Raw genomic sequence first — 16102 nt, 5'->3', positions numbered from 1 at the left:
TTTCTTTCGTAAACTATGAGAATTATAGGACGTCAAATTTATTGATTGGCTATATTTATCCTATCTTCAAATAGTTCACAAAAACGCATAAAAACAGGGTAAATTTTAGATTCAATGAACAAATGTAACAAGCTATCATTCAGTATATTAACGACTGTCATCTTGCTTGCTATCCATTCTAATGGTTATGCACAAACCTGCCTGCAAAAATTAGATAGTGTCTATCTCTACAAATATGAATCTCCAGAAAAAGCAAGGTTTTACGCCAGTGAGTTGCTCGAAGATTTAGACTCCGGACGATGTGTGACAGAACTTGGCATTGCAGCCTTGTACAACAACATTGGTCTATCGCTTTGGGAAATCAACGAGAAGAAAAAAGGCTTAGACGCACTGAAACGTGGACTTGCTGAAGAACTGAAAACCAAACCTGAAACTCACCCGGACTTATTAGGACTCTACTATAACCTCACCACCTTCTACCGTGAATCGGCCAATTTTGTGGAAGCAGAGAGTTATCTCAATAAAGCTGAACATGTAGTCAATAGACACTTCGCCAATGACAAAGAGAAACAAGTGGGTTTCCTTTTCAACAAAGGTGTCTATTATAGAGAAAAAGGAGATTTCCATAAGAGTATAGAAGCACTTGAATCTGCCATAAGCAAAATAAATATTCCCACAGACTCCACTCAAATTTCACTTCAAATTGAGTTAGGCACTACCTATAGAAATTCCGGAGATATGGCCAAAAGTGAATTGATTTTGATAGAGGCAATAGAAGCAGCTGAAGGAAATCAAGAGATGCTTTTGCTGAAAGGCATAGATAGGCTATCTGCTCTTATGATTGAACTGGGTGACTTTTCTGATTCAGAAACTTATTTGTTAGAGAACCTACAGCGTAAGGATAGTTTGTACAATGACGCTCCCCTACTCAAATTAGAAACTTACAACAACCTGAGTATTTTGTACTATCGACTAAATGATTTGGAGTCAGCAGAAAAATACATTGCTCGAGGTCTTGATGAAAATCAGAATACAAGAACAGTAAAACCGAAACTACTGAACAACCTGGGCACGATATACATGAAAGAAGGCAAATTGGATGAAGCTGAAAAATACTTCAAAGAAAGTGGTGTTGCATTTCAAGAAATCTATGGAAGTATTAACCCAGATTATGCCACCAGCTTGAGCAATTTGGCAGGAATTTACAAATTGAAAGGAGAATTAAAATTAGCTCTGGACACCTATTCCAAGGTACTCGATATGGATCGTGCCATCTATGGCACCAACCATCCTACCTATGCGACATCACTTAGCAATGTGGGATTGTTGTATATGCAGTTTGGAAGTATGGGAATGGCCAAAAGACTACTTAACCAAGCCAAAAATATTCGTTTCAACACGTTAGGTGGATATCATCCGCTATATATTAAAACTGTCAACGACCTGGCCATTTATCATTTGATTGAAAAAGATACCGTGGCTGCCATGGATGCTTTCGACCATGCTTTGGATGCGGAAATACATCATATGCATGATATTTTCCCTGTGTTGACAGACAAACAACGAAAACTCTATTTCAATGAAACCAGGAGCAATATCGAACGCTACTGTGCGCTAGCATTTCAGCCAAGTTTCGTACATACACCTTACGCTGTGCATGCGGTCAATCATTTTATCAACACAAAGGGTATGTTGTTTTATGCTTCGGAGAAAATGAGACGCATCATTTTAGCCAGTGGTGATGAAGAGATTATAAACACCTATAACATTTGGCGAGAGGAAAAATATCTTTTGGCTCAAGCCTATCTCCTTACTCAGGATGAACGAGAGCGGCAAGGCCTTGATATTAAGGAGATGGAAACTTATTGTATCGATTTGGAAAAGGAGCTTGCCCAGACTTTCCATGTTTTTCTCGAAGAAGAAAGAAGTGCCTATCACAACTGGGAAGAAATTAGCGATGTATTGGGTGATAGCACTGCTATGATCGACATGATTCAATTTAGAAACTATCATGCAAAAATTGTAGATCAGGAATTAGATCAGGGTTTTGAGGATCAGGCGCACTACGTGGCATTTGTTATAAAAAAAGACAGTGTCATAGAAGCTGTGACATGGGATCGTGATATTGATTTTGAGAAGGGGCTCAAACTCTACAATAATGCTATTAAGTTCGGAATAAAAGATAAGCTCACACATAAGATTTTTTGGGATCCCATTCAAGAGCATTTAACAGATGTCAACCGAGTGTACTTCTCTCCTGATGGTATTTACCACAAGTTGAATCCAGCCATTCTATTTGATATTGAGAGGCAAAAATATGTGGCCGATGAAATAGATATTACAAATATTACAAGTGGTAAGGATCTTATTTATGCAGAGGATAAAACCTTAATTCGAGAAGCAAGAATTGTGGGAAACCCGGACTTCTCCAATGTTCAAACAGAATACATGCAACTCAAACAATTGGCTGGAGCAGAAGAAGAAGCCAAGGACATCACGCGCATTCTTGATGTTAGAAAATGGAACACAGAATCTTACTATTTTACTGAAGCCACTGAAGATCAAATAAAGACTTTTCAGAATCCGGGTGTCATTCACATAGCCACTCATGGTTTTTTTAAAGATGATCCTGAAAATGTAGACCCATTGCATAGTTCAGGTATCTTCTTGAGTAAGCAAGAAGGTAGCGCCAATGACGGTATTCTTACAGCGTATGAAGCCATGAATTTGCAATTGGACCAAACGAGTCTGGTCGTGCTGGCAGCTTGTGAAACGGGGCTGGGAACTGTTGAAAATGGAGAAGGGGTATTTGGATTGCAGCGTGCTTTCTTAGTGGCTGGAGCAGATAATGTATTAATCAGTTTGGTGAAGATCAATGACCAAGCAGCTAGACGATTTATGAACTTGCTCTATGAACAATTGAGAGAAATTGAAGAGCCTCAACAAGCTTTTTTCAATGCACGGGCATTGTATCGCTTGGAGGATGAAAATCCATACAATTGGGGGGCATATATACTTGTAACCAAAGGTTAATCGATTCTTAATCAAAAACCTCCCAAATATTCTCCTCGGTAATAAAGAACTTAGGATCTACTGCCGTGGAATTAGGAATATAGAGCCTCACAGAATGTCCCGGTGTGATTACTTTTTTTGTGGAGCCATTCCATTGATGAACATCTTTAGGGTCGAGATTCATTTTTTCGGCAATGTTATCTAGGGTCAAAGGCTTTCTCAATACCACATTTCTGGCAGCTGGTAGCGCAAGTGGTTCATGACTCTCCACATGCACCTCTACCCTCCGATCTAAGACTCTTCTAAACCAGTGGTCCTTTTCTTTTTCAGATCGCATCTCTCCCCGAGCCATCACTTGAATTTTCTCTTCTGGTATGCCCAAATCAACTAAATACATTTTAGCCGCGTGACCTCTTTTTTGGCAAAGCCTCACATTGCCACTTTCTGACCCATGGTGGTCAGAATAAGATAATAGGTTTATTTTCTTGTAACGCTCATCCTTCACTGCTTTATAAAAATCATTGAGAGCTTGTTTGGATTGCAGTCGCAAAGAATAATCCCCGTAATCAAAATAGAGATGCTCTACATTGTCGACAGATTTATAAATTTTGTTGGGCTTGTTTTTCGCCACCACCTTATCTCTATTTTTCGTTCTTTCTGTACGATTGGACCGAGCTGACTCCAGATTGGAAGCAATAGAACCTCCTTCCACAGCACTGGAATTGAAAAGTTTTCTCAAATCCTTCTTCTTCGTTACTACAGGCTGAAATAAAGCATATCCTTCATAATCTTCTGCTCTAAAAGTCACTAAATCAATAGCCCCAAGATCCCTGTATCGCGATACGATTTGAGCATCTACCATCAATTCGCCTGCAAACAGCAGCGATAAAAACAACTTTTCATTGGGTACAGAAAATTTATATAAGTCTAGTACTTCTTTAGTTTTACGATTGGATGAAAGGTAACCAGTAGAATCTCCAATAAAAAAGTAAGTATCATCCCACGTAGAATTGAATGGAAAACCGATGTTGAATAAATCAGGATTGAAGAAAGAATGTCCTTTGGCTCCGAAAATATCGTAACCGCCATAGCCTACATGGCCATTACTACTAAAAAGTAAACTTTCATGTACGGAAGAATAGTACGGAGTGATTTCATTCTCCTGGGTATTGATCACTTTACCCATATTAATCGCAGGCAACCAGGATTCTCCATCATCTCCTCGCAAACTCATCCAAATATCGCTACCTCCTTCACCACCAGGTCGATCTGAAGAGAAGAACAGCGTATCACCCGTGATAGACAAAGATGGATGTTTGTTTTCTGAGTTAGGTTCATTGATGAACTCATTGAGCTCTACTGGGCTGGTCCATTTTTCATCTACCAAAGCACTAAATTTGATCTTGCATCCAGCATTATTTTCATTCTCACAAGACGTGTAATAGAATTTGTCACCCACTGCATTAAACGTACCAGAACCCTCAGACCATTTGGTATTCAATTTGTCGAATTTGTGTTTGCCACTGATGTTATGATAGTTTCCATTTTGTTTTAATTCATACATCATCATATCAGGTAAAAGCCCACTATACTGACTGCCTTGATATTGCTGACCAGATAAGTTTCTGGAAGTGGCAAATACAAGATGTCCGTCTGCTGGATTTTCAGTAGCCCCGTAATCATGAAAATGACTGTTGAGCTTATTGATGTATTCTATTTGAAAATGTCTATCCTGTTGTTGTTCTCTTTTTGCTATAAGGCAACCTTCTCTTTGTCTATTCGCTAATTCTAATAACTCTGGTTCTATATCTGGAATTTTAGCCAGCTCCTGGTAAATTGAATCTGCCAAATCAAACTTGCTTTCAAGTTTATTCAATGTGGCATATTTATAGATCGATTTTGTTTGGTAGTCATGCCCAGTTTGTTCACTTAGTTTTTTAAAACCTTTCATAGCTTTTTCATACTGCAAGGTTTGTTCGTAGCAAACAGCCAATTGATATCCAGCATAATAGTTCTTCTTCCCAATACCGTATGCTTTTTCATAATATGGAATTGCTTCTAAAAATCTGTTCTTTTCAAACTGCTCATCACCGAGTGCTATATATTTGGGAACAGACTGAGCGTCTACAGAATTGATAAGGGAGAATAAAAGCGCAATTGATAAGAATAAGTTTTTCATTTAGAACATGGGGTTGGACAATCTCCTGAAGGACTTGTGCAATTCAAAACTATATCCAAGAGATATCTCATAGGCAGAGACATTTCCTTCTATTTGTTCATTGATGCCTTGGTTGGTCGCATTCATATCGACGCTAAAACCTACTTTGAATTGTTCTATTTTCAATCCTATCAAACCAATAAACGAATCATTTACCCGATACCATGCCCCGGTTTGCAATTCCACTCCAAGATTTGATTTACTAGAACTAACGAAGGTAGAAACATACATGCCTACATTTATTTGTGTGCTTCCATTGGAGTTGAGAATGTAAGTGGATGGATGACCATAAAATCGAGCGCCAAGTGGAAATTGAAAAACGGCAAATGCTTTATATAACATGGCCTTTTTAGCATCAAAGTCTTCAATGGAACCTATTTTTGGTCTATTCAGATTGTCGGCGCTAATACCGGCAGAAAAAGAGTAATCACGAATTTTGTAATCATCATTATCATAGGTGGTATATAGTGCTCCAAAATTGATCAAAGGATACCATACAGGGTCGAAGGCGATATTTTCACCAGCCAAACTGGCATCGTACCCATTACTCAAATATTGATTGAACTGAGAACCCCATTGATAGCCATCTGCGGATATGTTTTGTTGTGCGTATCCTGCTTGTATTCCAAAAACCAAAAGTTGGTTTCTTAGTTCCGATAAGTTGACTACGTAAGAAAAATTCCCCAGAACTTTCTGATTCCGATAGGCCCCTTGATAACCTCTGCTTTCTCTAAAAAAAGTAACTCCAACACTTCCGAAATATTCTTCCCGTGTAGTTACTCTTCTGAGAGGGTAGCTAAATGAACCCTGAATGAGCTCCACATAGTTTTCTGCATCAGGATTGCCAGCTCGTTTATAGTTAGTATTGAAATTGACAGTGGTAATCGTGCCAGGAAAAGCGGGATTCATCAAAGCCCCGCTTGCAAAATATTGCGAGAATTGCCCTTCCTGACTTAGCGCCAAGTGGGAATAAAATAACGATATGATTAGTAGTACTTTTTTCATTGTCATTTGACCAATAAAACAGACCCTAACTTATTGTACTCCTGTGTTTGATCTCTTTCTCCATTGACAAAATACTTGTCGCTTACCTCATCACTGATCTTATAAGAGATGCTCACATTGTAATAATAAACCCCTTCAGGAGCTTCTTGCCCATTTCTTAAGTTGCCATCCCAGCCTAAATCATCAAGATTGAGGTCTTCTCCGGTGATGGATGCAGTATATACCTCTTGATTGAAAGAATCGAAAATCAGAAACGAAACTGAACTGATCACAGCGCCACCAATAAACGGTCTGAATATGGTATTGTCACTGAGCATGGCACCTGGCGAAAATACATTGGGGAGGTAGACTTCTGGCTCTGTCAAAACAGGTGACAATCCTAAAGCAAGTCGTGTAGGTACTGATGTGATCCAGATTTTATCTGCAGTTTGAATGGTTCCTTCTTCCGGGACGGCTGTACCAATATTATCATTCGTAGATGCGACCGTTCGAAGAGCGCTAAACACCGAGTCCCCTTTGGCAAATTTTTGTAAGGTGGCATCATACTCTCTCGCATTGATAAAATTTGGAGAGTTTGTAAAATCCACGCCTGAATATCTGACAGAAACTGTAATTTCTGCGCTATCAGCTAATGATTGAATTGTCCATTCTACTTCAGGGGCTAAACCCATCGTATATTCATCTGTCAACAAACTATCCGGATTAGGTTGTTTACACTCCACCTTGACAGTTACACCTGCTGTTGTACTGTTGATTGCAACATAATTTGGTGAGCCGTTGATGCCCATAGGGAAAATTGTGGGCTCAGTATCATTGGTAATGGCTAACATTTGACCTTCTACATAACTCGGTGAGGAACTTTCATTGTCAGAATTGACATTAATCTGCCCCTGAACTAAGAATGTCTCTTGGTTGGTTGCATTCAACACACCCTTTTCAATATTTAATTCAGTTTGTACCAAAACATAGTTGGGGGGAAGCGTCACTTTACCTAAGGTATTGAGGTTAATTTCGTTGATAAAAATAGTATCTGCATTACTCTTCAAAATCACTTCGTTGATAGTAGCTCTATCTTCTACATCAATGAAACTCAAATTTCCCAAATATTTATTATCAACAAAACTTAACTCTCCGTCTTCGACTGAGGTAATGGTACCATTGTTGACCAACACTCCATTGAAGGTAACATTTGAGGCGAATGCCATAGTCTGTTCGTTGGTTGTGACACCTTCAAAATAGGTATCTCCACCGAAAAGAGCTTCATTGGCGTTTACAAACTCATCATTAACAACCACTGTACCTGTTGTGCTAAATTTCCCTCCATTATGAAATGTAGTATTCAAATTCACATCTCCATCAATAACACTTTCAGCCCCATCAGGATTTATTAGGGTGCCATCTACCACGAGATTACCTAACATCCCAAGCTGACCACTTGTATTATCTATTGTCCCGTTAAGTTGCAAATTGGACTCTACATTGAGCGTTCCGTTATTATCTACAGAGCCATTCACAACTGAGCTTTCATCACCCGTGATAAAGATATCCCCATCGTTGGCAATAATTCCAGCTACTAAAGTATTTCCTCTGACTCCCAGTGTTGACCCCAAGTCGTTGTTTGTTATCGATGCGGGGTCAAAATTTGCGTCACCCCTAACTTCTAGTATCCCACTGTTTTTTACAGTACCAGCAACATATAGGTCTTCTTTTACAATGGTATTTCCTTCATTGTCGATAAGGCCATTAAAGACTGCACCACCAGAAAAGAAAATGGTGGCATTGCCTTCTATATTCAAAGTTGAATTAACTCCTAGCGTAGTTTCTTGAGCTACAACTATAGTATGAGCAAGTAGTAATATGTGAATTAAGAAATACTTCATGGTTATAAATATACTCTCCTACTAATTTCAACCCACTTGTCAATCATATAAATCAGGTGAAGAGAGCCTCCATTAGACCAACTGATACCTGCGCCTTCTTGATCCCATTTGCCCACCGCTCCAGGATTAACTGTTGCATCAGAATCTGCTATTAATATAAGTTCTTGTCCATTGACTCCACCTGATATGCCAGTTACAGTAGCACCACTGGTGAGGTTTATAATTCTACCATGAGCAGACGGATCGAGGCCTCCACTTGCTGAAAAATTCGTAGGAATCGAAACCATAGATTTAGTTACTCGAACCTCATTCACATCCAATGTACCACTTACATTTACGTTGCCATTGACGTCCAATGCAGCTGTTGGACTGACGGTACCGATACCTACATTACCACCTGTATAACTGATATTTGGTGCGTTATCCGTCCAAAGAACATCATTTGTCAACGCTATCTGCCCTGAAGCATCAGGGAAAGAATAACTATGGGTAGTAGCTGTAGAAATACCAGATAAGTCGAAGGTAGCCACCTTTGTATTATCTACGTTGTCCAAAATTTGCATCAATGTAAGATTAGCTCCATCCAAAGTTGACGAGCTGGCCCAAACTGATCCATTGTATTGTAAAATTTCTCCACCTGACAAGCCACCTAAGGACACATCACCGATATCAGCCAAACCAATATTTCCATTCGCCCAATCTGAGCCCGTGTAGAATAGCACTTCTCCTGGTGCAGGTGAACCTATCGTTACATCACCATTGTCGTTAAGATTAGCGAAAGCGCCATCCCAGGTCGCTCCATTAAATTTTAGGACCTCTCCACCCGTAAGTGCACCAAAAGATACATCTCCAATGTCAGCCAAACCAATATTTCCATTCACCCAATCTGAGCCCGTGTAGAATAGCACTTCTCCTGGTGCAGGAGAACCTATCGTTACATCACCATTGTCGTTAAGATTAGCGAAAGCGCCATCCCAGGTCGCTCCATTAAATTTTAGGACCTCTCCGCCCGTAAGTGCGCCAAAAGATACGTCTCCAATGTCAGCCAAACCAATGTTTCCATTCGCCCAATCTGAGCCCGTGTAGAATAGCACTTCTCCTGGTGCGGGTGTGCCTATCGTAACATCACCATTGTCGTTAAGATTAGCGAAAGCGCCATCCCAGGTCGCTCCATTAAATTTTAGGACCTCTCCGCCCGTAAGTGCACCAAAAGATACGTCTCCAATGTCAGCCAAACCAATATTTCCATTCGCCCAATCTGAGCCCGTGTAGAACAGTACCTCTCCTGGTGCGGGTGAACCTATCGTTACATCACCATTGTCGTTCAGATTAGCGAAAGCGCCATCCCAGGTCGCTCCATTAAATTTTAGGACCTCTCCGCCCGTAAGTGCACCAAAAGATACGTCTCCAATGTCAGCCAAACCAATATTTCCATTCGCCCAATCTGAGCCCGTGTAGAACAGTACCTCTCCTGGTGCGGGTGTGCCTATCGTTACATCACCATTGTCGTTCAGATTAGCGAAAGCGCCATCCCAGGTCGCTCCATTAAATTTTAGGACCTCTCCCCCTGTTAGCGCGCCAAAGGAGACATCTCCAATGTCAGCCAAAGCAAGACTAGAATTGACCCAGATTGATCCATTGTATTGCAATACTTCACCTGAAGCCAAAGGGCTAAAGCCTACATCAAATAACATTGCTAATGATTGATTTGGTAAATTGGTCAACAGTGAAGCATCAACGCTAGGCAATCTCGAAGAACCATCTAGTTGAACAATCTGATTTGGACCTACACCTACATTCACATTAAGGGCAGTGGCATCTCCATCTCCCAAAACTGTGGTTCCATCTGAGTTAACGGGAGTGATTGGAAGATTAGTAAGTAATGAACCATCTATATTCGGTAGTCTAGCTGTGCCATCTAATTGTACAATTTGATTTGCTCCAACACCTACATTCACATTAAGTGCAGTAGCATCTCCGTCTCCCAATACTGTGGTTCCGTCTGAATTAACCGGAGTGATTGGTAAATTTGTCAACATCGAACCATCCACATTAGGTAATCTTGATGCGCCGTCAAGTTGAACGATTTGATTTGGTCCAACACCTACATTCACATTAAGCGCTGTGGCATCACCGTCCCCTAATACAGTAGTTCCATCTGAATTCACTGGAGTGGTAGGCAAATTGGTCAATAATGATCCATCTATATTGGGTAGCCTTGAAGTCCCATCCAATTGTACAATTTGATTTGGACCAACGCCTACATTCACATTAAGCGCTGTAGCATTTCCGTCTCCCAATACTGTTGTTCCATCTGAGTTAACTGGAGTGATTGGTAAATTTGTCAACATCGAACCATCGATATTAGGTAGTCTGGAGGAACCATCAAGCTGAACAATTTGATTTGGTCCAACACCTACATTCACATTAAGGGCGGTAGCATCTCCATCTCCGAGCACTGTGGTTCCGTCTGAATTAACCGGAGAGTTTGGTAGATTGGTCAACAATGATCCATCTAGCGACGGCAATTGATTGTCTACACTCAATCTTAATAAATTTCCTGATAAGGTCCCATCATCTAGAAATGCTGCGGCACCTAAACCACCAATTTTTGAAGCGGCAATAGATGCTGTACCAGAGATATCTGAATCTACAATACTGCCATCTGCAATCTCATTTGATGTAACCTGCCCAGTGGTAAGCGTTACTGGAGGTAAATTTATCAGTTGCGAAGCATCTACTGCGGGTAGTCTGGCAGATCCATCCAATTGGATCACATTGCCCGCTGCTACGCCAAGGTTGGCGGTAGTCAAATCATCCGTATCGTCTACATCCAGGTTGACAGGAACGTTCGTAACCTTTCCAAAATCTACATCATTGATATTGGCATCGGTAATAGTGGTACCTGCTATGTCCGCACCTGCTATCGTACCATCGGCAATCTCCGTAGTAGTTACCGATCCTGCTCCTATTGTAGTGATGACACCAGTTAATTGTGAGCCATCCACCGCAGGGAGTCTGGCAGATCCATCCAATTGAACCACATTGCCCGCTGCTACGCCAAGGTTGGCGGTAGTCAAATCGTCCGTATCGTCAACATCCAGATTGACTGGGACATTGGTGACTTTTCCAAAGTCCACATCAATTATATTAACATCTGAAATACTAGAACCTGCTATATCAATACCCGAAATAGTACCATCTGCTATTTCTGTAGAAGTTACTGACCCTACGCCTAATGAAGCAGTAATACCTGTCAATTGGGACCCATCTACTGCAGGCAATAAACCCGATCCATCCAACGCTATGATCTGATCAGGGCCAGTGCCCACATTTACACCTAAGGGTGTAACTCCACCATCTCCGGTAAGAGTGAGCCCATCAGTATTGACTACTGTGGCTCCTTCAATGGCCACTGGATTCCATGACCCATTCCATATGAATAAGCTGCCAAGCGTCTCATCAAAAACCATCAATCCATTATCCGCTGCCGATAATGCCATTCCTGTGCGTTGAGCTGTGGATAATCGAGGGATCAGTACACCCTGAGCTTGGCCAGCTACAGGTTGGATATCCATTGCAGCATTGGGATTGGGAGTGTCTGTATTAACACCAATTGAATTCTGTGCCTTTGCTGATACGGCGATCAGAATAAACACTAATGCTCCTATTATTTTCTTTACCATGGTTGAATTATTACCAGTTATCACATTGACAAAAAGTCATCACTTTTCTATGCTACAATTAAATGTAACCTTTCTCTCACAGGGATAATGTGGACGGGTGGTTTATGGAATGGCCAATAAGTTCAAAATCTTTTCAAGTAGAGTTTGGCATAATTAGCACTACCATTTTCAAAATAAATAAGTTGTTTGCACAAAAAATATATAATTCGATGAATAATCTAAAAAAAGAGACTAACAGCATCAAACTATATAAGGAGTGCAAACGGGAGTCTTACCAAATACTAACTCTATCTTCTAATGGTCTGTAATTCTCATCTCCAGGCTTCACATCAAAAGCCTCATAAAATGGAGTGAAATTCATCAATGGCCCATTGACTCTCCACATGGCTGGTGAATGTGGATCTACAGCTACATAATTTCTAAGAAACTCTTCGCGCATTTTGACTCGCCAGATTCTACCTACGGATAAGAAGAATCGTTGATCCGGGGTGAAACCATCTATTCTTGTAGTGTCTTGACCTTGTTCGGTCATTTTGAAAGCATCGTAGGCAATAGCCATACCGCCATTATCGGCGGTGTTTTCTCCAACGGTAAGCGCTCCTTTGAGTGCTACACTATCCAGCACTGTAAATGTGCTGTACAAATCGATCATTTTTTGAGTTCTAGCCTTAAACTTTTCATAATCTTGTTCGGTCCACCAGTTTTTCACATTTCCATCCTTGTCATACTGTGCGCCTTGATCATCAAACGCATGGGTCAACTCATGACCGATCACCATACCAATACCTCCATAATTGATGGCGTCATCAGCATATAAATCAAAGTATGGATATTGTAGAATACCTGCAGGAAAGACAATTTCATTAAGCGGAGGCATGTAATAAGCAGTAACCGTAGATGGTGTTGTTCTCCACTCCTCTCTATTTGGAGCTTTGTTCAACTTAGCTACATTGTATCGGAACAACTCTTTTCTAAGTTCAACAACATTCTCAAAGTATTTGCTTTTATCTATCACGATACCTTTGTACTCTCGCCATACATCTGGATATCCAATCTTTTTAGTGATAGCATACAACTTCTCTTTGGCCTTTACTTTCGTACTATCACTCATCCAGTCCAACTGGTCAATTCTCATTTCAAAAGCTTTTTGTAGGTTGTTGACCAACTGCAACGCTCTTTTCTTTGCGTCTTCGTTAAAATGACGTTTTACATACACTTGTCCCAAAGCAAACCCAAGACGGCGATCCACCATTTGAACCATGCGTTCGGCTCTAGATTTTTGAGTAGACTGGCCTGATAACAGTTTAGTATATTCGAACTCTGCTGACTCAAAGTCTTTGCTTAAAACACTCGCATTAGTGGCTATTGTGTTTGCTGTTAGATAAGTCTTCCAATCTTCAACAGAGACTGTCTCAAGCATAGCATTGACACGATCATAATAGGCCGGTTGTCTCACATCTACAGAATCTGTTTCCATCCCTAATTTTTTTAATAGAGCCGACCAACCTATGTTTGGCTGTCTTTGATCTAAGTCTTTCAATGATAGTTTGTTGTAGTTGGCCTTAACATCCCTACGCTCTATTCTTGTTTTATGTGATTCGGCCAATTGTTTCTCTATCCCATATACTGTATTCGCCAAAGACTTTGCATTTTCAGCTTCAGTCAATTCAAACAGATTTTGGAGATAGGCTTGATAGGCCTGCTGAATAGCTACAGAAGAGGAATCCGTTTTGAAATAATAATCACGGTCAGGTAATCCCAAACCAGTTTGACTGAAATGTGCAATATTCACATTGCTATTGGCTTGATCCGGATAAATACCCAGACTAATTATTGAGTAGACGCCCGACTTTAGATCATCCGCAATGAAACGCATTAAATCAGCGACATTTTTAATTGACTCAATGTTATTCAAAGTCGGCCTTATAGGCGTATAGCCTAATTGATTGATACTTATTGTATCCATGCCAGAAGCATAAAAATCACCGACCTGCTGTTCAATGCTTCCATGAGTATACTCTGCTGAAGCCAGTTCTTCCAATATATTTCGTAACAGAACTTTTTGAGGAATATTTAAAAATCGGTAAGACCCTACCCCTGATTGATCATCAGCTATTCTGGCGGTATCATGCCATAGACCATTGACATATTTGAAAAAATTATCACCAGGCTTAACATTAACATCCAATCCGCTGACATCAACATATTGACGTTTAGGGAGATTTTCAGTAGGCTTTTTATCAGCACAAGAAACAACAAGGGAAAGAAACAGAAAGTAGCAGCTTATATTTTTCATAGGATTAAGTGTTTAACCAAAGTTAATTGAATTTCCAAGCTCACAAAACTGTCGCAACTAGTAAACTATGTACCACAAAATGTCTGATAAGATTCGTCGAAATCAGAGGGTACATATTGCATGTCTTGATGAGTATAGGGCTTTGAAAGTTTGGTCATCAACTGATTAAAAGGATCAATATCCCCTTCAACTGCTTTTTTCAGTACTTCTTCAACTAAATGATTTCTTGGGATGACTACAGGATTATTCTGATCCATAAGTTTCAATCCCTCTTCTAATGAGTTGTTTCGACTTCGCGCCTGATCCCATTTCTTTTGCCAACTTTGGTATACAGAATCTTCAGCCAACTTTTGTTCTACTGAATTGTATCGTAGGGAAACAAAAAAATTGGTGTAATCCACATGGTGCTTCTGCAAAAGAGCAAGCAACTCATCAACCAGTTTTCTATCTTCCAAAGAAGCATGAACAATTCCTAATTTATTCACCATCATCTTGTAATAGCTCACTTCATACAATCCAGGGAACGATTGAATCATTTGCTCGGCTTGATTTACAGCCTCCTTCTCATCTTTGGCTATCAAAGGAAGAAGTGCATTGGCCAAAATAGCCAAATTCCAATGGGCAATTCGAGGTTGATTCCCAAAGGCGTAGCGGCCTTGTCTATCTATTGAGCTGAATACTGTATTGATGTGATAGGCGTTCATAAATGCACATGGTCCATAGTCAATCGTCTCCCCTGCTATAGACATATTATCCGTGTTCATCACTCCATGAATAAATCCAACACGCATCCAATCTACGATCAAATCGATCTGTCTGTTCATTACCCTATTCAGAAATTCGAGGGCATAGTTTTCTGATTCAAATAAATCTGGGTCGTGCCGCTTGATGACATACTTCGTGAACGCTGCTAATTGATCCGTGTAATAACGAGCATATTCAAATGACCCCACACGAATATGACTTTCAGCAATTCGTGTAAGGATCGCGCCATCATTGACCTGTTCTCTATAGACAGATTCACCAGTTTTCACTACAGCCAAACTCCTTGTAGTTTTAATACCTAAATGATGCATGGCTTCGCTCATTAGGTATTCTCTGAGCATAGAGGACAATGTAGCTCTTCCGTCTCCCCTTCTAGAGTATTTCGTGACACCAGATCCTTTAAGTTGTATATCGAAACGATGACCATCCCGCACAGATTCTCCTAATAAAACAGCTCTACCATCCCCTAGCATGGTAAATTGTCCAAATTGATGTCCAGCATAGGCTTGCGCTATTGGATGGGTTCCATTTAGGGCTTCCTTGCCGGAAAGAAAATTGATAGCTACTTCTGGATTTGACAGTTCTTTTGGAAGATTCAGTGTATCCGCCAAATCATGATTGAAGCAAATGATATCAGGATTCTGAACCGGAACAGGTAATTGGTCACTATAAAATTCAGAGGATAAATTGTCCCGATAGGAGTTTTCTAAAGCAGCCATAAATTATTCGCTGTCCATAAATGACTGGAGCTCAGTCAGAAGCTCTTCCACTTCAAGCTTTTTCAACTCGTACAGTTCGTCATGTTTGACATTGTTTTCATAATGATGCCAAGCTTTCCTGGCTTTCTTCAGTACTCGGGGAGTAATATCAAATTCCTTATGATCCATAAGGTCTTGAGCTAGAGAAGACACTTTAAAACTTCCAAAAAGTGATAGTTTAAAAAGAGCCACATACTTATCACTTAAGTCAAAATTCTCTAAATGAACCAGGAGTTCTCCTGCGATTTTTGGGTTCTTGTCTATGGCTTGAAGTATTGGATCCAGAGCCTCCCTATGGTCTGCAATCAAACCCAGCGTACGAGCAGCCAGTATTTTAGATTCATCATTAGGATGATCAAGTAGTTTTACCATTTCGCCTATTACTTCGGCTGATTTTTTTTCGGCCAAAATGTCTGAAGCCTTAAATGCCTGATCATCTAATTCTCCCGATAATTGCTGTACCAGCGCTGAAATATCCATTG

General features: G+C 40.4%; 8 protein-coding genes. 1 reads left to right on the top strand and 7 read right to left on the bottom strand.

Annotated elements, in window-relative coordinates; all coding sequences use genetic code 11:
• Nucleotides 1-114 precede the first annotated feature (114 nt).
• Nucleotides 115-3033 carry a CHAT domain-containing protein gene (locus ACOQO5_RS10150; protein ID WP_420581578.1) on the top strand — a complete coding sequence of 973 codons (2919 nt, stop codon included), beginning with the start codon at nucleotides 115-117 and terminating at the stop codon, nucleotides 3031-3033.
• Nucleotides 3034-3040: 7 nt separating this feature from the next.
• Here ACOQO5_RS10150 and ACOQO5_RS10145 read toward each other — a convergent pair whose 3' ends face one another.
• From ACOQO5_RS10145 to ACOQO5_RS10115, 7 genes are all read right to left on the bottom strand, one after another.
• Nucleotides 3041-5191 (bottom strand): OmpA family protein, encoded by a 2151-nt coding sequence (locus ACOQO5_RS10145; protein WP_420581577.1) that lies wholly within the window; start codon nucleotides 5189-5191, stop codon nucleotides 3041-3043.
• Nucleotides 5192-6235: a PorP/SprF family type IX secretion system membrane protein gene (locus ACOQO5_RS10140; protein WP_420581576.1), complete on the bottom strand. Its 1044-nt coding sequence runs from the start codon at nucleotides 6233-6235 to the stop codon at nucleotides 5192-5194. It abuts the gene before it with no gap.
• Between the two features lie 2 nt (nucleotides 6236-6237).
• Complete coding sequence (locus tag ACOQO5_RS10135; protein WP_420581575.1) at nucleotides 6238-8115, bottom strand: hypothetical protein; 1878 nt, start codon at nucleotides 8113-8115, stop codon at nucleotides 6238-6240.
• A 2-nt stretch (nucleotides 8116-8117) separates the two neighbouring features.
• Entirely contained in the window at nucleotides 8118-11801 is a 3684-nt protein-coding gene (locus ACOQO5_RS10130; protein ID WP_420581574.1) for a beta strand repeat-containing protein, read from the bottom strand.
• A gap of 271 nt (nucleotides 11802-12072) precedes the next feature.
• The gene (locus tag ACOQO5_RS10125; protein WP_420581573.1) at nucleotides 12073-14097 is read right to left on the bottom strand and encodes a M13 family metallopeptidase; all 2025 of its coding nucleotides are present in this window, start codon (nucleotides 14095-14097) and stop codon (nucleotides 12073-12075) included.
• 65 nt (nucleotides 14098-14162) lie between these two features.
• Nucleotides 14163-15581 (bottom strand): protein adenylyltransferase SelO, encoded by a 1419-nt coding sequence (locus tag ACOQO5_RS10120; protein WP_420581572.1) that lies wholly within the window; start codon nucleotides 15579-15581, stop codon nucleotides 14163-14165.
• A 3-nt stretch (nucleotides 15582-15584) separates the two neighbouring features.
• Nucleotides 15585-16100, bottom strand: coding sequence for a HEAT repeat domain-containing protein (locus ACOQO5_RS10115; protein WP_420581571.1), 516 nt, complete (start codon nucleotides 16098-16100; stop codon nucleotides 15585-15587).
• Nucleotides 16101-16102 lie beyond the last annotated feature (2 nt).

It is taken from the genome of Reichenbachiella sp. (genome assembly GCF_965223055.1).
Taxonomy (GTDB): domain Bacteria; phylum Bacteroidota; class Bacteroidia; order Cytophagales; family Cyclobacteriaceae; genus Reichenbachiella.
Note: the sequence above shows the minus strand (reverse complement) of the source record. Positions and strands in the feature narration are given on the sequence as shown.